Source organism: Paenibacillus sp. YAF4_2 (genome assembly GCF_052113225.1).
Taxonomy (GTDB): domain Bacteria; phylum Bacillota; class Bacilli; order Paenibacillales; family Paenibacillaceae; genus Pristimantibacillus.
Map to the genome: position 1 here is coordinate 67,586 of NZ_JBFRCT010000007.1, position 22,231 is coordinate 89,816.

The window sequence follows — 22,231 nt, forward strand, 5'->3', positions numbered from 1 at the left end:
CTGCATCGTCTTTTTTGATATAAACCGTTATTTCTTATCCGAACTCAAATCCAGCCAATCCATTTCTTCGCGGGTCAGCTTGATGCGCGAACCTTCGTCGCAGGAGCGGAGCTCCTCGAGCGATTGGGCGCCGATGAGGGCGCAGGTTGGGAAGGCTTGGTTAAGTACGTAAGCCAGCGCGATCTGAATCTGCGTGACATTCTTTTGCTCCGCAAGCTGCTTCGCACGTTCATATCGCTCCCAGTTGTCGTCGCTGTAGAAGACGCGGACCAGATCGGCATTGCTGCGATCCTCTGGAGTGAAGCGGCCTGTGAAGAAGCCGCGCGCCTGGGAAGACCAGGAGAACAGAGGCATTTGGTTCGCTTCATGCCATGCGATGGTCTCTGCATCAGCAGATACGCAGCCTGCCCAGAACGGCTCGTTTGCTTTGGCGAGGCTTAGGTTAGGGCTGCTGAACGAGAAGCCAACGAGACCTTTTGCCGCGGCATAATCATTCGCCTCTTGAATACGCTGCCAAGTCCAGTTGGACACACCAATGGTTTGCACAGCACCGGATTTAATATGCTCATTCAGGATTTCAATGACTTCACCAGCAGGCACGTTTGGATCATCGCGGTGAAGGCCGTACATATCGATCGTATCAATCTGCAGACGCTCGAGGCTTGTCATCAGGTCGCTGCGAATCGCTTCACGGCTGACACGAGGGCCATTCTGATCGTGATGGGCGCCTTTGGTCAGAATGACCCACTGATCGCGGTTGCCGCGTTCCTTCAGATATCGTCCCATTACGACCTCGCTTTGCCCGCCGCAATAAATATGGGCAGAGTCCATGCAGTTGCCGCCGATGGCGAAGTAAGCGTCCAGGTTGGCAGCAGCTTTCTCATAAGAGTCATTGTAGAAATAGTCCGTGCCTTTCATTAAGCGGGATACCGGTTTGTCCAATCCTTTTAAGTTCAAGAATTCCATATCAGTCAGCCTCCTTAGATTATAAAGTTACTCTTGTCCGTTCACGGGCAGATAACAAGCAAGCGTCAATCACTTTCATATTGCTGATCGCATCGGATGTCGGGAACGTTAGTGGAGTTCCGTTTGTGATGGATTGATACAAAGAATCTGCTTGTGCCGTATATGAGTTGACATACGGTACTTCAATTTGACGGCGCTCACCGTTAGCAGTCAGGTAAATCTGGCTGCTCTCCGGCGTAGGTGTTACAAAGGCAGAAGGAACCTCAATGATTCCGTCCGTACCAAGAACCTCCAGCGGGTTACGGAAGGCAGCCCACATGCCGCAGTCGAACGTAAGTGATACATCTCCCTCAAACTCGACAAGTCCAGAAGCCATCATATCTACATCATCGTGCTCAGGGGAGAAGAAGGCATTAACGGTAACCGCTTGTGGTTCTTTACCCAGCAGCAGTCGAGCTGCGTTTAGCGGATAACAGCCTACATCATAAATGGAGCCGCCGCCCCACTCTTTACGGAAGCGAACATTTTTAGAATCATTCGGGTTGTTAAAAGTAAACGCACTGCGGATCCCGCGAACCTCACCAATGGCACCGGATGCGATTAAATCCTTTATCGTTTTGTAACGAGGATGATAGCGGTACATAAAAGCTTCGGACAGAAGAACGCCTGCCTTATCTGCTGCTTCGGACATTTCTGCTGCTTCGTGTGCGTTTAAGGCGAGTGGCTTTTCGCATAAAATATGCTTGCCAGCTTCGGCAGCGCGAATCGCCCACTCCTTATGGAGATGATTCGGCAGCGGTATATAAATAACGTCAATGGAGCTGTCGGCCAGAAGCGCCTCATAGCTGTCATAGGCAGTTGGAATATTAAGCTCTTCAGCTGTTTGTTTCGCTTTTTCTCCATCACGGCTCGCGATTGCGGCCGCTTCATTCAACTCAGATAAATGAAGACCTGGAATTACTGCGCGCTTTGCAATTCCGGCGCATCCCAAGATGCCCCATTTTAACTTTTTGCTCATGCTTCACCCTCGCTTCGTCTAAATGATTTATGACTATATTGCGATTATAGGAGAAGATAATTAAAATTAAAATGATATTATTTTGTGTTCCGTTAAAACAATATTGTCATAAGAGGTGCGCGATATGAAACGCCAAAGCCTGCTGCTTACTCTTCCGAATATGCCTTACTTTTGCTTGCCGGAATCGGTCGGTAATTATCGTAATGACCCGGAGCATAGTGCAGAACGGGAAGCGGGAGCACTTAACAATTTCAATATCCATTACTGTGTTTCGGGCAAGGGTTATGCCGAAATTGACGGAGTTGTCCATGAGCTTCGCGCAGGGGAGGCTGTCCTTTATTTCCCATTACAAAAGCAACGTTATTACAGCAGCCAAGATGAGCCGTGGGACGTACGTTGGTTTCATTTTTACGGGGGGACGGGCCTAAGGGATTATCTCATCGAGCAGGGATTTCACAAAAGCCCATTGTGGCAAATTCGCCAGCCTGTTGTCTGGGAGCAGGCTCATGAAGAGCTTCTAAACGAAGCGGTGACGTACCGAATGCTGCGGCCTGCACATTTGTCGATGCTGACTTATATGCTGCTGACGATTTTCGTCGAACAGGCGGTTGCCCTGCAAGGGAGCAAGACAGGTACATCGAGCGAGCGGATTATGGAGTTGCTCCCGCTGATGCAGCAGGAGGCGGTGAAGCCTTTTATTCTCGAGGAATGGGCGGATAAGGTAGGTGTTACGCCTTATTACTTCTGCAAGCTGTTCAAGAATGCTGCGCGAATGACGCCGATGGACTTCATTACTCGCTGTCGCCTGCAGGCGGCAAAGCAGTGGCTGCTCGAGAGAAAGGACGATAATATCGGTCAAATTGCAGAGGAAGCGGGGTATCCCAGCGTCAGCTATTTCAACAAGCGGTTTATGGAGCATGAAGGGATGACGCCTACGGCTTACAGGAGATTGTACGGGGTATGAAAAAACGCCGGTGACCTTAATAAGGTTACCGGCGTTTCCTATTAGCCTCGCGGCATTTTACTCTCATCCATGTACAGCAAATTCCAACGGTGCCCATCCAGGTCGGCAAAGCCTGCGCCATACATCCAGCCTTGGCTTTCTTGCGGCTTGCCAAAGATGGTTCCGCCAGCAAGCTCTACCTTTCGGACAATTTCATCCACTTCTTCTTTGCTGTTAGCCCCAAGGGAAAATATAACTTCTGCACATTGAGAGGTATCCGCTATTTTTGCACCTGTGAATTTCTCAAACGTTTCGTTCGGGAACAGCAATATCGTTGTACTCCCTATGGAAAGCTTTGCTCTTTCGTTGCCTACGCTGTCGGCTTGAAATCCAATCTGATTGAAAAAGGCAGTCGAACTCTGAACATCCTTGACCGGCAAGTTAATCCAAATCTCCTGTGGCATGAATGAAATTCCTCCTCTTGAAAATGGCATTTCCTTACTCCACTATACTCCAAATGGACAAGTATTAAATAGAGGTATGATAGCACTATATATTTCTTAAGTGGTATGACATTTTATAGTGGTATGACATTTTATGTCATACCACTTGTTCTATAATGGGCACATCACATAGAAATGAGGTCATGAATAATGGCGAAAACAAAAAGGGGCCGTGCACTCTGGAATCTTCCATCCCGCGGCAGAGGGACTTGTCCCGTATGCAACAGAACGAGAATTAAACTGCTGTACACCCAGACGACGTCGGAAGGTAAAGCTTTGAAAGTATGCAAGCGATGCATCCCTGCATCACAAGAGAGAGTAGACGCAGCCGTGAAGTAATACAATACATTCTGGTTGCAGTCTATCTCCAGAAAATGCTGTAATAGAAAGAAAAAGACAAGGGAGGCTGTGAAAGGATGAGCAATATGCATCGCATCGGGTGGTTTGACCAGCAAGTACGTGCAGGTTTTTATCCAAACGGCAGCCTTCTAGCAAAACAATTTGAAATCTCGAAGCGTCAGGCTGCGCGGGACATTGAATATATGGAAATGTCACTTCGGGCGCCGCTTAAATATGTGGCCAAACATCGCGGCTATTGCTATGAGGATGAGGCCTTTGTGCTTCCCCATCTGTATCTGTCGGAAGAAGAGCAGAAGATCCTGAAGTACCTCGCGCTTCGGTACCGTCACTATAACTATGACAATGCCGAGTCAGTTAGGCGTGTAGCGGATTTGCTTAGCCGTTTCGAAGCCTCGGAGAATCTCGAAGAGAAAGGCTTGTCCAAGCTGCCGATCTTTGACGCCAGCCCTCGGGCTATTCAGCATATGGAACTGCTCTCAGAGGCCATTACGGACAAAAAGTCGGTCTATATGCTCTATAAAGATGAAGAGGGAGAGCGCCAGCTGCATGTCAGTCCGATTCGGTTCGTATCCCGTTATCATGCGGATTATGTGGCGGTACACAGTGAGGCGGGTGAACGTCCGATTCTGCTAAGGCTGGATGGCATTATTCATCTCTCTATTGCAGGGACGGCGTTTGGCTTCGAGGATCGTGAGTTGCTCTCTGCGTTTGAACAAGGCAGCAAGCCAGCTCGTTCTTCTTATCTGGCGAAGATCAGATTAAGCGCTCCGCTTGGGGGAAACAGCTGGAGAGGCTTTGCTATTCAATCTCGGAATGAGCTTGTCTATACGGTAGCTTTTTATGATACGGACAGCTTTCTGCAGCATCTGCTTGTGACCGAGTGGGAGGAGCTGATCGCTCCGAAATGGCTCAAGCAAAATCTTCAAATCAAGTGCGAACAGATCACGAATCGATTAAGAGGGATAGAATAATTTGGTCAGGAGGATGGACCTTGCCTAACGTACGATTACAACTCGATATGAAGCGGGAAGCCAAATCCTACATTGATAGTTTGTATGCCATACTCACCGCAGCCGGACTGTTCGAGGGGCCGAAATACCGACTGTCCGGACTTACAGGGATGGCTTTTAAATTCACCGTTCATGAACGACTGCTGCCATTATCGGTCTCGGCTTATGGAGAGTGGATTAACGAGCATAGACCCGGCATAGATAATCTTGGGATATATACGGTGCTTGATGCCGGAAGAACGAGACATCCAACCTTCCGCCATTACCAGCAGGATGCGGTTCAATGGGTGAAGGAAAGTCTTGACCGGGGTGTTGGCGTTATTTATTGGATACCGGAGTTTGGCGTTATTGACGGTTATGATGAAGAGGATCAGGTGTTTTTCGTACAGGATGGCTGGTCGGGCGAGTCGCAGATTGTCCTGTACGATAACCTCGGCCTTAACTTTACGGAATTCTGGTATTGTCAGGCGTTTGGCGGCAAGGTGGACATTCCTCTCGAAGCGATGATTCTGGAATCACTGAGGCTTGCCATCTATGACTGGGATACTCCTCATAAAACATTGCCTAATACCGATATTGGGTCTGGCCAGCTTGCGTATGACTTTCTGATTAGAGCGCTCAAGCAGGGAGATTATGATGAGGGTGGAGCGGTGTATATTCTGGATTCCTACTGTTATTCGCGGGAAGAGATTTGTGCGTATTTACAAGAAGCACGAGCAGTCTATCCTGAGCTGGATGAAGCTTCACGGCTGTATGAGGAGCTTGCTTGTATTCTTCCGTTAATCCGTGCTGTCATTATCGAAACGGGTGGTTCTCGGCAGGTTGACCGTAATGAAGTCGAATGGTTAACCGGGCAATTAGCCGCAGCGCAGCAACTCGAGGATCTGGCGGTAGATGTATTTCGCAAGCTATCCGGGCGACAACCTGACCCACGAAGATCTATTATTCCTAGATGGGGAATTCATACACCCAAATGATTTTACAAGATGAGAGGTGAACCCATGGCGGTTATCCTTACGAATTTAAAAATGACGATTGAATCGGAATCCTATATCGATGCTATGCATGCGGTTTTAACTCATAAGGGATGGGCGACTTACTCTAAGCCTATGCTGGCCGGTATGACATCAGCGGCTTTCCGGTTTACCGTCAACCGGAGGTTAACGGCTGAGGGTCCTACGGCTTATAACTGGATAGCGGAAAATTTTCTCGCCGCCGATTTTATTGGCATTGCCGCTTCGTCGAATGCGGGTTTTACCTTTGATGCGACCTTTCCTCTTTATAGAGATGCGGCCATTCTTCAGATTAAGAAGGCCATAGATGACGGAACTGGCGCGGTCATATGGAAGGATCAATTTGTAGTCGCTGCGGGCTACGATGACGAGCGGCAGATCCTCCTTCTTTCGAATGGCAAGGATGAGGAGCTGGAGCAGCTCCCCTATCATTCTTTCGGCTGTAATCAATCGCCGTATTGGTACTATCAGGTGCTCGAGAATCGGATCCCATTAGACCATATGGAAGTATGCCGGGAATCGCTGATGCAGGCGGTGTATCGGTGGGAAACGCATGATCCTATGCTTCCTGAGAGTGGGTATGCTTGCGGGAGGTCAGCGTATGCTGTGATTACTTCTGCCCTTCAAAATGGCGAATATGACCGTGAAGGATGGCCGACAGTGCTTCGAAGCTACGCGGCTTCGAAGCGGGATATTCGGAGCTATTTCACCGTATTGGAGACGTATTGGCCATCCCTGCGGGAGGCAGCCTTGCAGTATGCGTGCGTTGCAGAATCCTTTGAAGAAGCGAAACGTCTTGTGCAGAGCGACCACATGCCGACGATTGAGCGGCTAATCCCGCTGCTCAATGAGGCCTGTCAGGCAGAAGAGAAGGCCATAATGGCCATTAAATCATTTATGCGGGAAACGATAGATATCCGCAAGGGCGATATCGCTCTGAGGTAAGAAGATAAGGGCTGTCTACAGAAGTCATCTATGATGACAGGCTGAGACAGTCCTTATTTTATATAAGACCCTGCCAGGGTCTTATGTTCACGCCTACTGCCTAACTGCCCGCTGATAAGACCCTGCGAGGGTCTTATTGCGCCATCAAGCCCCTCGAACCCCGCTGTTTTCCCGCTGTTCCGAGAGCATAAGACCCTGCCAGGGTCTTATCTTCACGCCTGCAACCTAACTGCCCCCTGATAAGACCCTGAGAGGGTCTTATTGCCCCGACAATCCCCTCGAAACCCTCCGTTTTCCCACTGTTCCGAGTGAATAAGACCCTCGCAGGGTCTTATCTTCACGCCTGCAACCTAACTGCCCGACGATAAGACCCTGCGAGGGTCTTATCGCCCCATCAAGTCCCTCGAACCCCGCTGTTTTCCCACTGTTCCGAGTGCATAAGACCCTGATAGGGTCTTAAGTTCACGCCTACAGCCTAACTGCCCGCTGATAAGACCCTGCGAGGGTCTTATTGCCCCGACAATCCCCTCGAAACCCTCCGTTTTCCCACTGTTCCGAGTGAATAAGACCCTGACAGGGTCTTATGATTACGCCTGCAGCCTGCCTCCCCCCTCATAAGACCCTGCGAGGGTTTTATTGCAACTTTAGTGCTGCGATGACCTGAACGGAAGTATTCATTTCTTCCTCTTTTTGTTTGTTTTTTTATAAAAACCAGTAAACGAAGTGCAAAGATAATGTTCTTCCGCCCCTGTATGATTTGTCTATCAACAATTCATTTCCACAAATCGAGAGGGGATAGACAGAAATGAAAAAAATGTTATCGATCTTGATGTTAACGACACTAATCGTTGTGCTTGCGGCTTGCGGGGCGAACAGCAACGGCAATAGCAAGAACACTAACGACAAAGCAGCTAACAACACAGGCAGTGCGAACACCGCAAACAGCACAGAAAGCACGAATGCAGGCACAACGACCGAGATGGGCAAAATCGGAATCTCGATGCCAACGAAGTCATCGGAGCGTTGGGTGGGCGACGGCGCCAACATGAAGAAAGAATTCGAAGCGCTTGGTTACACAGTAGATCTTCAGTATGCAGAGGACGTTATTGAGAACCAAGTATCGCAAATCGAGAACATGATTACGAAGGGCGTTAAAGTACTCGTGATCGCAGCTATCGACGGCGAGTCCTTGACGGATGTTCTGCAAAAAGCAGCAGACGCAGACATTAAAGTAATCGCTTATGACCGCCTAATCAAAAATACCGAGCACGTCAGCTACTATGCAACCTTTGATAACTTTAAAGTAGGCGTGCTGCAGGCTTCTTACCTGGAAGAAAAGCTTGGTCTAAAAGATGGAAAAGGACCGTTCAATATTGAGCTGTTCGCCGGTTCCCCGGACGATAACAATGCTTACTTCTTCTTCGACGGTGCGATGTCTGTTCTGCAACCGTACATCGATAACGGCAAGCTGGTTGTGAAAAGCGGTCAAACCAAAATGGAACAGGTTGCTACTCTCCGTTGGGATGGCGCAACAGCACAATCCCGTATGGATAACCTGCTCAGCGCAAACTATGCAAGCGACACGGTAAGCGCTGTATTGTCCCCTTATGACGGTATCAGTATCGGTATTATCTCTTCCCTGAAAGGTGTCGGCTACGGCACAGCTGATAAGCCAATGCCAATTATTACAGGCCAAGACGCTGAGCTTGCATCGGTAAAATCGATCATTGCAGGCGAGCAAACGTCCACGATCTTCAAAGATACTCGTGAGCTTGCGAAGGTAGCGGTTGGTATGGCTCAAGCTGTTATCGAAGGAAAAGATGCTGAAGTGAACGACACGAAAACCTATGACAACGGCGTGAAAGTAGTTCCGTCCTTCCTGCTTGAACCGGTATCGGTAGACAGCACCAATTACAAACAAACACTCGTTGACTCGGGCTACTACAGCGAAGACGAACTGAAATAAGCAATTCTCTTACATTTGCGGCAGCCAAATGGTTTAGCGACGGCCACAAAACCGTCGCTAAATCATTTTCCATTTATCTAATTGAAGGCGTGGTGATAGCTTTGACTGATATCCTACTAGAAATGCGGGGAATCACCAAAACCTTTCCGGGCGTTAAGGCGCTGGAGAATGTTAATTTACAAGTAAAAGCAGGCGAGATTCATGCGCTTATGGGAGAAAACGGAGCGGGCAAATCGACGCTGATGAAGGTGCTTTCCGGCGTATATCCACATGGTACTTATGAGGGCGACATTTTATTCAAAGGCAATGCCTGCGAATTTAAAGATATCCGTAACAGTGAAGAGTTAGGCATTGTTATTATTCATCAGGAGCTTGCTCTCATCCCGCAGCTATCGGTAGCGGAAAATATTTTTCTCGGGAACGAGCAGGCAAGCCGCGGCATTATTAACTGGAACGAGACGGTTGTAAAAACACGAGAGCTGCTTAAAACAGTGGGCTTGTCCGAATCACCGAATATCCATGCAGGGACACTTGGCGTCGGCAAGCAGCAGCTTGTTGAAATCGCTAAAGCGTTATCGAAGGAAGTAAAGCTGCTGATCCTGGATGAACCAACAGCCGCCCTTAATGAAGAGGACAGCGAGAATCTGCTGAATCTGATGCTGGCGTTCAAGGAGCAGGGCCTTACCTCGATTATTATTTCGCATAAGCTTAACGAAATTATGAAGGTAGCCGATTCGATTACGATTTTGCGTGATGGCAAGACGATCGAAACGTTAAATGTCCGGGAGGACCAGATTACGGAAGACCGGATTATTAAGGGCATGGTAGGCCGCGATCTGACGCATCGTTATCCGGAGCGCGAGCCGAACATCGGGGACATCTTATTCGAAGTGAAGAACTGGAACGTCTATCATCCCCAGCAATCGGAACGAAGGGTTATCGATGAGGTCAGCTTCCATATTAACCGCGGTGAGATTGTGGGTATAGCCGGGCTGATGGGGGCAGGTCGTACGGAGCTTGCGATGAGCATCTTCGGTCAGTCCTACGGCAAGAAAATCAGCGGACAACTGTTCAAGGACGGCAAGGAAACAAAGCTGCCTGATATCAGCAAAGCGATTGATGAAGGCATTGCCTATGTAACCGAAGACCGGAAGGAATATGGTCTTATTCTGATGGATGATATCAAGCGGAATACAACCCTTGCTAATTTGCACGGCATTTCCAAGTGGTTTGTGGTGGATGACTACAAAGAGATTAACGAGGCTGAAGGCTTCCGCAAGAAGCTTAATATTAAGACGCCAAGCATCCATCAGAAAACCGGGAATTTGAGTGGAGGAAATCAGCAAAAGGTCGTGCTCAGCAAATGGATTTTTACCGGTCCGGATGTCCTTATTCTGGATGAACCAACGCGGGGTATCGATGTCGGGGCCAAGTATGAAATCTATACGATTATTAATCAATTGGCTGCACAAGGAAAAGGCATCCTGATGATCTCCTCGGAGCTGCCTGAGCTGCTTGGTATGTGTGACCGCATTTACGTGATGAGTGAAGGGCGGTTTACAGGAGAGGTGCCAAGAGCAGAGGCCAGCCAAGAAACATTGATGAAGTTTATGACCAAAAGCAGGAGGTAGAACAGCATGGAAACCGCGCTGAAATTGATCCGCAGCAATATCCGGCAGTATGGCATGTTCATTGCACTAATCTTAATCATGCTGCTCTTTCAGTTTCTTTCCGACGGCATTCTTTTGAAGCCACTTAATATTACGAATCTTATTCTTCAAAATAGCTATATTCTTATTCTCGCTATTGGGATGCTGCTTGTTATTATTACGGGACATATCGACCTTTCGGTTGGTTCGGTTGCCGCTTTTGTTGGTGCCGTCTCTGCGATTATGATGGTCAAACACGGGATGTCGTTCCCGGTTGCGATGGTCTTGTCGCTGGTGTTTGGTGCACTCGTTGGAGCTTGGCAAGGCTTCTGGGTTGCGTATGTTCGGATACCATCCTTTATCGTAACCCTTGCCGGAATGCTCTTATTCCGGGGCTTAACGATGCTCGTGCTGGACGGCAAATCGGTTGCACCATTCCCGAACGCCTTCCGCTCCATTAGTACAGGATTTCTGCCTGACATTCCCGGGAACTGGGATATCCACCTCCTTACGGTATTGATTGGTATTGCCTTGTCCGTTGTGTATATCTTCATGGAATGGCGTACACGCATCATCCAGAAGCAATACAAGCTTGAGCTTCTGCCGTTTCCGTTCTTCCTGATCAAGCTGGCAGCGGTTGTGCTCATTACGAACTTATTCACTTATGTGCTTGCTTCGTACAAAGGTCTGCCGAACATTCTGATTATGTTGTTCATTCTAGTTGCCCTGTACACGTTCGTGATGCGCAAGACCGTTATGGGTCGTCATATTTACGCACTTGGCGGCAACGAGAAGGCAGCTAAATTATCCGGGGTTAAGACTAAGAAAATGACCTTCTGGGTATTCGTCAATATGGGCGTTCTTGCAGCACTTGCTGGCCTCGTCTTTGCAGCCAGGCTGAATGCAGCAACTCCAAAAGCAGGCGTTAACTTCGAGCTGGATGCGATCGCGGCGGTATTTATCGGCGGGGCATCAGCTACAGGTGGCGTTGGTACCGTTATCGGAGCGATTGTGGGTGGTCTTGTGATGGGCGTTATGAATAACGGTATGTCACTGATTGGTCTCGGGATCGATTATCAGCAAGGCATCAAAGGTTTGGTGCTTCTGCTGGCGGTTGCTTTTGACCTCTATAATAAAAATAAATCAGCTTAATTAACTCGGCGCGTATAGACACAAGCTTGTGTCTATACGCGCTTAACTGCTATGTTAATGAAAGCGGTTTTTTTTCATTTCTTGGCATTGTTACTGGGGGGATCAGTTTGAAAAAGCTTCTGCTCGTATACATCGTGCTGATTGGCACGCTAATGGCTTATTTATACATGGTTTTTGTCAAAGAAGACAACAGCGAGCTGTTAAATGAAACAGAAGGTTTGCATGGTACGCTGGACGAGAAGTATGTCATGGTCAATTTCCTGGCGGGTATTGATTATTGGAAAAACGGGCTGAAAGGCTTCGAGGACGCAGCAGAGGCACTTGGTGTATCGGTCGAGTACCGCGGCTCTACACAATATGATGTGCAGGAGGAAGTGATGGTGCTCGAGCAGGTTATTGCACGTAAACCGGCAGGAATAGCCGTAAGTGCGATTGATTCGGAATCACTTAATTCAGCGATTAATAAAGCGGTAGAAGCGGGTATTCCAGTTGTCATGTTTGACGCAGATGCTCCTAACAGCAAGGCTTATTCGTACATCGGAACCAACAATTATAATGCGGGAGTTACGGCCGCACGTAAGATGGCCGAGCTGACAGGAGGGAGTGGCAAGGTTGGCGTTGTTACACTCCCAAAGCAATTGAACCATCAGGAGAGGACAAGAGGCTTCGAGGAGACTCTCCAGAAGGAATTCCCCGATGTTCAGCTGATTGGAGTGGAGGATGGCAAAGGAGATCAAATGGTATCCGAGCAGAAGGTTCGTGAGCTGTTGGAGAAATATCCGGACTTGAAGGGCATCTTCGTAACGGAAGCGAACGGCGGCGTAGGTGCGGGGAATGCAATCCTTCGTCTGGGTAAGCTTGATCAAGTACGGATCATCAGCTTTGACACCGATAAAGGAACACTTGATATGGTCAAGAGCGGCACCATCTCGGCAACACTTGCGCAAGGAACATGGAATATGGGGTATTGGTCGCTCATGCAGCTGTTCCATCTTCATAATCATATCGTTAATCCGATGTCGGATAACGGGGATTCAAGCATTCCTCCGCTGCCGACCAATATCGATACGGGGATTACGGTGGTGACCCCTGCTGATGTCGATCAGTTTTATGCGAAATAAGGGTTGTTGTTAAACGAAAAGGGGAGCTTTAAAGATGGAATTCAAACAACTTCAGAAGAGCTTCCAGCTGAACAACTGGTCGATTCGTTACAAGCTCATTTTGCATTTTCTGCTCATTAGTATTCTTCCGTCGCTGGTCATTGGATTGTTAATGGGGTGGATCGTTAACGGCATTGTGGAGAAGCAGGTGAATGGCCACACGATGCAGCTGATCGACAACGTCAATAAGTCTTTGGACTATTACGCAGGTAATATCCAGAACATCTCCTACTTCATAGCGATGAATCCTGAAATTCAGGCTTTCTTGAATGAAGGCGAGGCAGCCATTGATGATGATCGTGAAGAATATCGCATGTCCAAATTTCTGCAAAGCTTTACAACGTTATACTCGGAGGTTGCAGGCATTATTGTCGTGCGGCCAAACGGGGATTATTTCAGCAACGAGATGTATGCGCGGACAAATGAGAGCTTGACTAAAGAGACCTGGTATCAGGAAGCGGTTGGAGCGAAGGGGATATTCAAAATTATCGGTCATCCATCTAATCGCAATGTCACAACACATTCTAATTATAAAGACAGTGAGGTCGTCTCTGTCGTTCGGGCCATTCAGGATCCCGATACGCAAAAGACGTTAGGGGTTGTGCTGATTGATCTTAAGCTGAGGGTGATTGCGGAAACAGTCCGTGATGTGAGGCTTGGGAAATCTGGTTATCTGATGGTCATTAATGATAAAGGCGAAAGTATCTACGCCCCCCGAAACTCCAAGATCGGGAGCCTTGATGTTGCGCTGCTCGATCAACAGCCTTCGGGGATGTTCGCTCAGACGGTAGGGAACCAGAAGCTGCAATTTATATATCAGAAATCCTCATTCACGAACTGGACAACGGTAGGTGTCTTCGCGGTACAGGACAGCGTCCAGGAGATTAAGGACATTAATTTATATTTGGTCACGTTTGTGTTTATTGTGTGCATGCTGGGGATTGCGGCGTCGTACTATCTGTCCCATTCGATTTCCCGGCCAATCTCGCAGCTTGCCTCCTTCATGCGCAAAGTAGAAGAGGGCAATATGAGCATTCGGATTCCAGAGGAACGGGAGGATGAGATTGGTTTACTAGGCCGCAGCTTTAATAAAATGCTGTCGCAGATGACTCGTCTCATCTCGCAGGTATGGTCGGAGCAGCGCCTCAAACGGGAGGCGGAGTTGCGCAGCCTTCAAGCCCATATTCAGCCGCATTTTTTATATAACACGCTTGATACCATTCAATGGCTTGCCCGTAAAGATGGTGCGAAGGAAGCAACGGAGATGGTGGAGGCTTTGTCCAAGCTGTTCCGCATCGGGCTCAGCAAAGGGCAGGAAATCATCCCGCTCACGGATGAAATCGAGCATATACAGAGCTACCTCAAAATTCAGCAGACAAGATATAAAGATAAGCTGAACTACCAGATCGAAGTGGATGGAAGCTGTGATGATCTGTTTGTACTCAAGCTGATCCTTCAGCCGCTTGTCGAGAATGCCATTTATCATGGCATTAAGGAACGCCGTGGCCCGGGGATGATTGCAATAAAGGCTGTTATTAGTGAAGAGATGCTGGAATTAATCATTCAAGATGACGGGGTTGGTATGACAGAGACACGTCTTTCGGCGTTACGTGACGTTCTTGAAGCGGTGCCGGATATATCCGATACGAATGTCACTCAGCGTGCGGCAGCCGATCGTTCTCCTAACCAAGCAACCAGTTATGGGCTCAGAAACGTTCAGGAACGGATCCGGTTAAGCTATGGCGAGACGTATGGCATCACGATTGGCAGTGTAGAGAAAAGCGGAACAACTGTGACGATCAAGCATCCTATTATTCGGAAGGGGCAAAGCGCACATGACACGCAAATGGAAGGTACTAATCGCGGATGATGAGTCGATTATCCGGGAAGGAATTCGAAGCTCTATCTCTTGGGAGGACCTTCATCTGGAGGTTGTTGGCGAAGCAGAAGACGGTGAGGAAGCGTTGGAGCTTGCTGTGGAGAAGCAAGCACAGATTCTGTTAGTAGATTTAAGCATGCCGATTATGAACGGGCTGACTTTAATCAGTCATCTCCGCGAGCAGCTTCCAAAGTGTAAGATTATTATCATTACCGGCCATGATGAATTCAGCTATGCTTATGAGGCGATTAAGCTGGAGGTCGATGACTATATCCTAAAGCCGGTTAATCCGGAGATGCTGACTGAAGTTCTCGCGAAGGTCGTTCAGAAGCTGGAGGAGACAACGGTTAATGCAGAGCTTCTGCAGATGGCTTCCAAGCAGATAGATAAGAACTTTTCACTGCTAAGAGAAAGATTTTGCCTGGAATGGATTAAGGGTGAGCTTGGAGCTGAGGAAATTGTGGAGCAGCTATCCTTCCTGCGGATGCCTGCCGAAGCACCGGATTATGTGGGGGTTCTCAGGTGGCCTGAGCAGTCGAAAGGGAAAGCTTTTTTCTCCGAGAAGGATCGGCAGCTGCTGCTGTTTGCCATCGAGAATATAATGGAGGAGCATCTCCAACCGTTTACTTTCGTCCATTTCCGAGATAAAGTAGGGTTAATTGTTGTTCTTATCTGGGGCAAACCGCAGGACGCCGTCTTCAAGCAGATTGAAGCAGATGTTGCGGCTTATTTGAAGATTGAGATTGTAGCTAGTTATCAGCCAAATGCAGCAGGAGATGTGCCAACGCTGTATACGGAAGCGAGAGCCTGCGTCAATCGGGAAACCCGTCTGAGTCCGTTCGTTCGTCGGACGAAGGAGATTATCGCTGATCGTTATGAGGATCAGAATCTTTCCCTTGAAGGCATCGCCAATGAGCTGAATGTGTCATCCGTTTACTTGAGCCGGATCTTTAAACAGGAGATGGGAGCTTCCTTCATCAGTATGCTGACAACCGCTCGAATGAAAGAGGCCATTCGATTGCTTAATGAAACAGAGCTTGCTATTCATGAAATTGCTGAGAAGACAGGATATGAATCGCAGCATTATTTCAGCACAGCGTTTAAGAAAGTAACGGGGCTGCCCCCGAACCAATATCGCAAGCATGTGCTATAAGCTATAAGAGACTAGGAATATCAGAAGAAGAGGTGCCGGAGATGGAGCTTACCTATTTGAGAACCTTCTGTGAAGTTGCCAAATGGGGGAGCTTCACTCGTGCTGCCGAGAATCTCGGTTATGCGCAGTCCAGTATTACTACCCAGATTCAGCGTCTTGAGGAATCGTATGGGGCTGTGCTCTTCGAGCGGTTTGGCAGAAGTATGAGACTGACAATCGCCGGCGAAGCACTGCTTCCTTATGCGAAGGAAGTCATTCGGCTGCATGAAGAGTCCAAGGAAGTTGTCTCCAAGCAGTCTAAAGGGACACTCTCGATCGGTACGATTGAGACGCTGGCTGCTTATTATTTACCACCGTACTTACAGACTTACCGCCAGCAATATCCGGACATCAGCATCATGATCCAGCCGGCTAATGAGCCGTTTATTATTGAGTCAGTGAAAGAAGGAACGCTGGACGTGGGGATTATTTTGGACCCGCCATTTGCAGATCCTGAGCTTCATACGCAGGTTTTGCGGGAAGAAGAGCTTGTCATTATTGCGAATACAGAGCATAAGTTCTCACAGCTAAGTGAGATTCAAGTGGAGGATTTGGCAGGTGAACCCCTTATTCTGACCGAGGATGGCTGCTCGTACCGGGCAATGCTGCTCAAAGTACTGCGACATAGCGAGATCGATTTTAAACCCTCTTATGAGTTCGGCAATCTGGAAGCGATCAAGCAATGTGTGGTGTATGGACTTGGCGTTGCTTTGCTGCCCCGTATTGCTGTAGCTGATGATATTCAGAAGCAGAAATTGATTGCGGTACCTTTTAACCACCCGGAATGCCATTTTTATACGCAGCTTGTTTATTCGAAGAAGAAATGGCAGTCGAAAGCATTCATAGGTTTCGTTGATTTGATTGGCGAGGGCAATCATCAAAATAATTGAAGTATCGCATCAATAATGATCGATAACTCCGTTAGAAGGGATCATGTTATATTGTTTTCAACAAGCCAAGGAATTGGCTGAATCCCCTAACTGGAGGCAATGATTATGACAAACAGACCTTATTCTCTCGTTCTTGAAACTCCTGCGGCATCACCGGAAGCTGCACACCGCCATTACATGAACAAGCTCTCGGTAGAGACCGATGTAGCGGATGTTTATTATGATATGAAGCATGGTCTGAACGATTTCCTGCTGATTGATGTACGTAGTGCAAAAGCTTATGCGGAATGCCATGTTCCTGGAGCGATCAACCTTCCATCGAACCAGATCAGCGCGGATACAACGACAGCCTTCTCGAAGGATCAGCTCATCGTTGTTTACTGCTGGAGTCCTGCCTGCAACGGCGGTACCAAAGGCGCAGCTCGCCTCTCCGGCTTAGGCTTTAAAGTAAAAGAGATGCTTGGAGGCATCGAGTACTGGCGCAAAGAGGGCAATGAAGTCGAAGGTACACATGTCGAGACCGCACCGATGGTCGGGTAAAAATAGATGAGACGAGAGGTCAGATTCCTTAATAGGGGATCTGGCCCTTTTTTCGTTAGTCTTCCAGAAGAGTTAGTAATCATATAATATAGAATAAAATGGAACGTGGTGGTGATAGAATGCAGGGAAGTCCATTTCGAGCGAACAAGACTAACGATAAATCGATTGTTGCCCTAGTACTTGGTATTTTGGCTCTTGTAGTGCCGTATTTGGGATTTATTCTAGGGATCATTGCGATTGTGTTCGCTAGGAAAGCAAAGAATGAAATAAATCAAACAGGAGAACAAGGGCGCGGCTTTGCCACCGCAGGTTTAGTCTGTGGAATTGTAGGAACGATTGGCTACGGAATACTTCTATTGTTCCTTTTAGTAATCATAACTTTTACTTTTTCTTAAAAGTAAGTTCCGGGTTTACGTCAGGGACTGACTGTACAAAAAAATGTCCTCTCTTACGGCAAGCGCCGTCAGGAGAGGACGTTTTTTTTAATCATAAACATCAAGCTCTATGTTGCATTTTATCCAGCGAAATTAGTGGATCAAGCGGCAATCTGAAGCTAGAGTGGATTCTATCCAGTAAAATTTCGCAAACTTGGCTGTTTTCGCCGAAAAGAATAGATTTTACTGTAAGTAATCCAATGTAGACCAAGCTGTCCGGCATTAAAGTTAGATTATGTTGTACGAAATCCAGTCTGGTGTTGAGGTGTGCAGCAACTGGTAACCGGGAAAGCGGAGGCAGCTGGAGTTATAACTCCTAATTAATATTATCTATAGCCGGTGCACGGCCAATCAGATCATCATAGAAGTGAGCTTGCGTTACGCTAATGTATGGAGCCAGCCACAGATAGCCGATGCCGCAAGTGATGGAAGCTAGGATGGCCCAGCCGATAAACGTGAGCTGAAGCACGAAGTACCGCCATTTATGACCGATCATCAGCCGTTTGCTTTCGGTAATGGCCTCCATGATGCCGATGTCTGGATTGTCTCGAAGAAGAAAATAAGCCTGGGAGTAACGGAAAGCCGCAATGATACCTGGGATGATGAACAGTAACGTCCATAAGAAAGTGAATAAACCAATCATAAAGTACAGACAGAACGCTTTGATAATAAGGGAGAAGCCGCTAAATACTTCCGATACAGGCGGGTTTTCTTTTCTCGCAATGCCTAAGAAGAAGCTGATCATTCCTAAAGAGATGGAGCCGCTGACTAGGATGCCAATCAGATTACCGACAATCGGGATCAAGTAGTTGAGCAGGCCAACGACAGCAGCGAGCAGCAGGGACAGCACAAAGCCTCCGATTGCTTTTCCCCAATTGCCCCTCAAGCTGTCTCGAGCTCTGGCCCTTAGTTCCGAGTAAGATGCATTCATGGATATGTACCTCCTAAACAGAATGTTCACACAAAGATTGTTGTTCGTTAGCATCTAAATATACGAGGGTACCGGAATGAACATTCCTGCTGTACAAGCTAAAGGATATTTATTCATTTCCTCGAATAATTAATGTCATATAGATAACAGGGGGAAAAGAATGAAGAAGTATTTAGTCATCAGTCAGATCATTTATGTACTTGCGCTAATTCCATGGTTGTTCACGTTTGGGGTATCGTTTTTTGCATTTGACAGTGGTTTTAGTGTAGGGAGTGTCTTATTTGTACTCGCAATTGGAGTCTATCCCATCTTCATGATTGCTAGCTCGATCGTCGCCTGGTGCATTCATAAACGCCATAAGAGAGCGGCTATTATAACGAACTGCGTACCTGGGTTATGGATAGGCAGCATCGGGACGCTGGTTCTATACGCGTACTTGTCCTAGTAGTTAGAAAAGAGAAAAGCCCCTTCAAATCGGTGCCTAGCCGACTTGAGGGGGCTTTTGCTATTAAATAGGCTTAATACGTTTTTACCGCATCAATATTAATCGTACTGCTGCCCGTGCTGCCTGATCCCTGATTCACATAGAAGTTGATCTCTGCAATGGAACCAAGATCCCGTATGCTGTTGCCGCCGCTGTACCAGCTTGGACGGGCGAAGCTGTTGAAAGGAACCTGGATCGTTGTTGCCGTTGTGCCGGACAACACATAAGTGGTCTCCCACGGTTCGCCGCTGGCTTCTTTGAACTGTACAGTAAGCGTACGGTTCGAGCCGTCAGGCTTCACCCATAGCGAGATCCCGGTTTTACCCGTCCAATTCGCGGAGAGTGAATGAATCACACCGGCATAATTGGCTGCGGTAGTGATGCTGTAGCTCAGCTTCATGCTGTTTGTACCATCACTTTTCACCGTTGTATCAAGTGTTGGCGTAATTGCACTGCCTGAAGAGTTGAATGGGTAGGCAGACTGCAGTGCACTATTAGAGGCATAGCTGTCAAAGCTGTCAATTGCATCGCTTGGAGGCTGTGTGCCGCCGCCTACTTGTCCCGCTGTCACGGAGTCGAAGTAGATGCTGCTGCTGCCGGTCGCACCGGAGCCTTGATTGACGTAGATGCTATATTCCTTAATCGTATTCAGGTCCTTCACACCGTTGCCGCCGCTGTACCAGCTCGGATGGTTAAAGGAGGTGAACGGTAGATCTATGACACTTGCTGTTGTTCCGGAGAGGGTGTAATAGGTTTCCCACAACTCGCCGCTTGTTTCTTTGAACTGAATAGTGAGGGTACGGTTCGAGCCGTCCGGCTTCAGCCAGAGCGATAAGCCTGTCGTACCGGACCAGTCCGTTGTGCCAAGCTGTTTGGTTGCACCTGCAAAGTTGGCAGGGGAAGCCGCAATTGTATAGTTGAACTTCATACCGTAGGTGCCGCCATTTTTATTCGTGGTATCCCGAGTGACCGTTAATGCTCCGCCGTCCGTGTTGCGGACATAGGCACTTTGCAGCGCGCTGTCCGAAGCATAAGATTCGAACGAGTCAACTGTAAGAGAGGTTACTTGGGCCGCAGTTGTGAAGGTAAGTCCGGCATTTGATGCCGTCGTAGAACCGGTTCCGTTCACCGCGGTTACTTTCCAATAATACGTCTTGTTATAGGCCAAGGAAGATCCTGGTGTGTAGGAGGTAGAGGTCAGTCCGCTGGCGTTAATAATCGGGCTCGTATAAGAGCTGTTATCGGCTACTACAAGGGTATAGCTTGTTGCATTGCTTGAAGCATTCCATGCAAAAGTCGGCAGCACACTTTGATTGGCAGCTCCACTTGCAGGAGTAGTCAGTGTAAAAGCACCCGGAGCAGGCAGTGCCGTTCCGCCGGTTGCATAGACAGGAGAGTATGCTCCGGCAACTCCAGCAAGATTATGGGCTTTAACTCTATACCAGTAGGCTGTACCGGTGACAGAAGTTGAATCGGTCCATGGTGTGTCATTATCTGTTGCACATTGATTACATACGACGGTCCATGGTCCGCTTGCACCAGCCGTTGCACGCTCAACCGTATATTTGTCTGCTGCAGCTACACCTCTCCATTTGAGCTGCACCTTGCCGCCATTTGCCTGATGTCCGGTAATAAGTGGATCGCCTGGCACGCCTGCGGCAGGAACGGCTATTCCGCGCATTGCATAAGCGTGATTGCGAAGCTGTTGGGCTTTTGCGCGCATATCGGTTGTTGTGCCTGGATAGTAGATCGTGAAGCCGTCGTTATGCACTTTGTAGCCGTAATCATCATTTTGTCCAAAAAGAGCCCAGTAAGCGCTGCCGGCAATCGCCGGATGTGCTTCGATTGCAGACAGGAAGTTAGCAAGGGAGCCGTAAGTCTCGAGATTCCAGGCGAATTCGCCAACAATCATCGCTTTGCCTGCGGCCTGCACTTTGTCTGCTTGCGTGTTGAGCTGCGTAACAGACAAGCCTTTGCAGCATGCGCCTACAGCTGGCCATTGGTAGAAGTGGTCGCTGTAAATATCCACGCTGTTAATGGAGAGATGAGCATCCTTCACGCCATAAGTCCCGTCTACGACGAGATGGTTGCTGTCGATGCTTTTCAGATAGTCGGCTATATCCTGCGTCCAGTTCTTCATGGCCGTCGGGTTATCGTACCAGCCCAGCTCGTTGCCGGTCTCCCAAGCCATAATCGTCGGATCGTCTTTGTACTTAATGCCTGTGAGGGTATTCGTGCGGTTAAGCAGGACGTTCAGATGCTGTTTGAAGGCACTGATAATTTCCGGCTTGTAATAGAACTCGTAGCCCGTATAGCTGATGCCGTCATCCGGATAACCAAACCAGCGGGTCCATGATTTTTTGCCGCCGTGGTAGTAATCGTATTGGTCAACAAGCGGCAGGACGAGGCGCAGCCCGTTATCTCCAGCTGCCTTAATCGCATAATCAAGCTTCTGGAACGCTTCCTCGTTGTATGTATTAAGCGTTGGCATAATACATTTGGCGCAACCAAAGGAATTGGCGGCATGGGAGCGAACGACAGTTGCGCCCATTTCTTTTGCCGTTTGGAACGCATTATTTACACGGAATGGAGTCGGGAAATCGGTAGGGTTCTCATCAAGTCCGATCCAATAGAGGTTAGGTCCGCTGTAGCGGAAGGGCTGGCCGTTCAGCATAAGCTGGCTGCCGGAACGGGTAACAAAACCGGATACGGCTGCAGAAGCTTTTTTGGCCGGAGGGCCAACAACGGCTAGTAAAGACATAAAAGTGAGCAGTATAGCAAGTGAGTAAGAGAGCGTACGGAATTTGGTTGTGATCACATTATTACCTCCTAAAAAGAATTGTCACCCAATTGGCCTAGTCGGGCCAATTGTGATGATTCTTACTTCGAAAGCATGGACTTAGAATTGTGATTCTTAACGGCATGCTATATGCCGTTTCTAGCAATTCTTACTTCGTAAACAGTACCGGCACACGCCATCTCCTAGAAAATGTAAGCGCTTTACCTCCTCTCCATCACAAATACGCATGCCGCGTGCTATTAATCTAACGCCATATTTGTCTCCTGACTATTGGCTAATTTTTAGGTTTCTTGCATTCTGTTTAGGCCTATGCGACTTACAGGAAGAAAAGGTTGCCAGGTTGTTCAGCTCTATGTCAGAATCACAGTAAACGCTTACATATTAGAAATGAATAGG

General features: G+C 48.1%; 20 protein-coding genes. 15 read left to right on the forward strand and 5 right to left on the reverse strand.

What is annotated here, in order from left to right:
- Positions 1–27: 27 nt before the first annotated feature.
- Both AB4Y93_RS17320 and AB4Y93_RS17325 read right to left on the reverse strand, forming a co-directional pair.
- A complete protein-coding gene (locus AB4Y93_RS17320) occupies positions 28–966 on the reverse strand; it encodes an aldo/keto reductase (RefSeq protein ID WP_167278645.1) in 939 nt (312 codons plus the stop codon).
- A gap of 19 nt (positions 967–985) precedes the next feature.
- Positions 986–1,984 (reverse strand): Gfo/Idh/MocA family protein, encoded by a 999-nt coding sequence (locus AB4Y93_RS17325; RefSeq protein ID WP_441894089.1) that lies wholly within the window; start codon positions 1,982–1,984, stop codon positions 986–988.
- A 124-nt stretch (positions 1,985–2,108) separates the two neighbouring features.
- On the opposite strand from AB4Y93_RS17325, the gene AB4Y93_RS17330 reads away from it, so the two are divergent.
- On the forward strand, positions 2,109–2,948 hold the full coding sequence (locus AB4Y93_RS17330; RefSeq protein ID WP_441894091.1) for an AraC family transcriptional regulator: 840 nt from the start codon (positions 2,109–2,111) through the stop codon (positions 2,946–2,948).
- A gap of 41 nt (positions 2,949–2,989) precedes the next feature.
- Here the strand turns inward: AB4Y93_RS17330 and AB4Y93_RS17335 are convergent, their stop codons facing one another.
- Entirely contained in the window at positions 2,990–3,391 is a 402-nt protein-coding gene (locus AB4Y93_RS17335; RefSeq protein ID WP_441894092.1) for a VOC family protein, read from the reverse strand.
- Between the two features lie 189 nt (positions 3,392–3,580).
- Between AB4Y93_RS17335 and AB4Y93_RS17340 the strand changes: the two genes are divergently transcribed.
- The 13 genes from AB4Y93_RS17340 (at position 3,581) to AB4Y93_RS17400 (ending at position 17,581) form a co-directional block, all read left to right on the forward strand.
- Entirely contained in the window at positions 3,581–3,769 is a 189-nt protein-coding gene (locus AB4Y93_RS17340; RefSeq protein ID WP_441894094.1) for a hypothetical protein, read from the forward strand.
- A gap of 77 nt (positions 3,770–3,846) precedes the next feature.
- Positions 3,847–4,761, forward strand: coding sequence for a helix-turn-helix transcriptional regulator (locus AB4Y93_RS17345; RefSeq protein ID WP_441894096.1), 915 nt, complete (start codon positions 3,847–3,849; stop codon positions 4,759–4,761).
- Positions 4,762–4,781: 20 nt separating this feature from the next.
- Positions 4,782–5,777, forward strand: a complete 996-nt coding sequence (locus AB4Y93_RS17350; protein WP_441894098.1) for a hypothetical protein — start codon at positions 4,782–4,784, stop codon at positions 5,775–5,777.
- Between the two features lie 24 nt (positions 5,778–5,801).
- The gene (locus tag AB4Y93_RS17355; RefSeq protein WP_441894100.1) at positions 5,802–6,758 is read left to right on the forward strand and encodes a hypothetical protein; all 957 of its coding nucleotides are present in this window, start codon (positions 5,802–5,804) and stop codon (positions 6,756–6,758) included.
- 805 nt (positions 6,759–7,563) lie between these two features.
- Positions 7,564–8,724 carry a multiple monosaccharide ABC transporter substrate-binding protein gene (gene chvE, locus AB4Y93_RS17360; RefSeq protein WP_441894102.1) on the forward strand — a complete coding sequence of 387 codons (1,161 nt, stop codon included), beginning with the start codon at positions 7,564–7,566 and terminating at the stop codon, positions 8,722–8,724.
- Between the two features lie 101 nt (positions 8,725–8,825).
- A complete protein-coding gene (mmsA, locus tag AB4Y93_RS17365) occupies positions 8,826–10,355 on the forward strand; it encodes a multiple monosaccharide ABC transporter ATP-binding protein (RefSeq protein WP_441894104.1) in 1,530 nt (509 codons plus the stop codon).
- 6 nt (positions 10,356–10,361) lie between these two features.
- Positions 10,362–11,525: a multiple monosaccharide ABC transporter permease gene (mmsB, locus tag AB4Y93_RS17370; RefSeq protein ID WP_441894106.1), complete on the forward strand. Its 1,164-nt coding sequence runs from the start codon at positions 10,362–10,364 to the stop codon at positions 11,523–11,525.
- Between the two features lie 107 nt (positions 11,526–11,632).
- Positions 11,633–12,646 carry a substrate-binding domain-containing protein gene (locus AB4Y93_RS17375; RefSeq protein WP_441894108.1) on the forward strand — a complete coding sequence of 338 codons (1,014 nt, stop codon included), beginning with the start codon at positions 11,633–11,635 and terminating at the stop codon, positions 12,644–12,646.
- 34 nt (positions 12,647–12,680) lie between these two features.
- Positions 12,681–14,555: a cache domain-containing sensor histidine kinase gene (locus AB4Y93_RS17380; RefSeq protein WP_441894110.1), complete on the forward strand. Its 1,875-nt coding sequence runs from the start codon at positions 12,681–12,683 to the stop codon at positions 14,553–14,555.
- Positions 14,521–15,717, forward strand: coding sequence for a response regulator transcription factor (locus tag AB4Y93_RS17385; protein ID WP_441894112.1), 1,197 nt, complete (start codon positions 14,521–14,523; stop codon positions 15,715–15,717). Before AB4Y93_RS17380 ends, AB4Y93_RS17385 begins: the two co-directional genes overlap by 35 nt.
- A gap of 41 nt (positions 15,718–15,758) precedes the next feature.
- Complete coding sequence (locus AB4Y93_RS17390; RefSeq protein WP_441894114.1) at positions 15,759–16,646, forward strand: LysR family transcriptional regulator; 888 nt, start codon at positions 15,759–15,761, stop codon at positions 16,644–16,646.
- A 105-nt stretch (positions 16,647–16,751) separates the two neighbouring features.
- Positions 16,752–17,186: a rhodanese-like domain-containing protein gene (locus AB4Y93_RS17395; protein ID WP_441894116.1), complete on the forward strand. Its 435-nt coding sequence runs from the start codon at positions 16,752–16,754 to the stop codon at positions 17,184–17,186.
- Positions 17,187–17,305: 119 nt separating this feature from the next.
- Positions 17,306–17,581, forward strand: a complete 276-nt coding sequence (locus AB4Y93_RS17400; protein WP_441894118.1) for a DUF4190 domain-containing protein — start codon at positions 17,306–17,308, stop codon at positions 17,579–17,581.
- Positions 17,582–17,936: 355 nt separating this feature from the next.
- On the opposite strand, the gene AB4Y93_RS17405 is transcribed toward AB4Y93_RS17400, so the two are convergent.
- Positions 17,937–18,551, reverse strand: coding sequence for a DUF975 family protein (locus AB4Y93_RS17405; protein ID WP_441894120.1), 615 nt, complete (start codon positions 18,549–18,551; stop codon positions 17,937–17,939).
- Between the two features lie 160 nt (positions 18,552–18,711).
- Between AB4Y93_RS17405 and AB4Y93_RS17410 the strand changes: the two genes are divergently transcribed.
- Positions 18,712–18,996, forward strand: coding sequence for a hypothetical protein (locus AB4Y93_RS17410; protein ID WP_441894121.1), 285 nt, complete (start codon positions 18,712–18,714; stop codon positions 18,994–18,996).
- Positions 18,997–19,069: 73 nt separating this feature from the next.
- On the opposite strand, the gene AB4Y93_RS17415 is transcribed toward AB4Y93_RS17410, so the two are convergent.
- Positions 19,070–21,853 (reverse strand): carbohydrate binding domain-containing protein, encoded by a 2,784-nt coding sequence (locus AB4Y93_RS17415; RefSeq protein WP_441894123.1) that lies wholly within the window; start codon positions 21,851–21,853, stop codon positions 19,070–19,072.
- Positions 21,854–22,231: the final 378 nt, after the last annotated feature.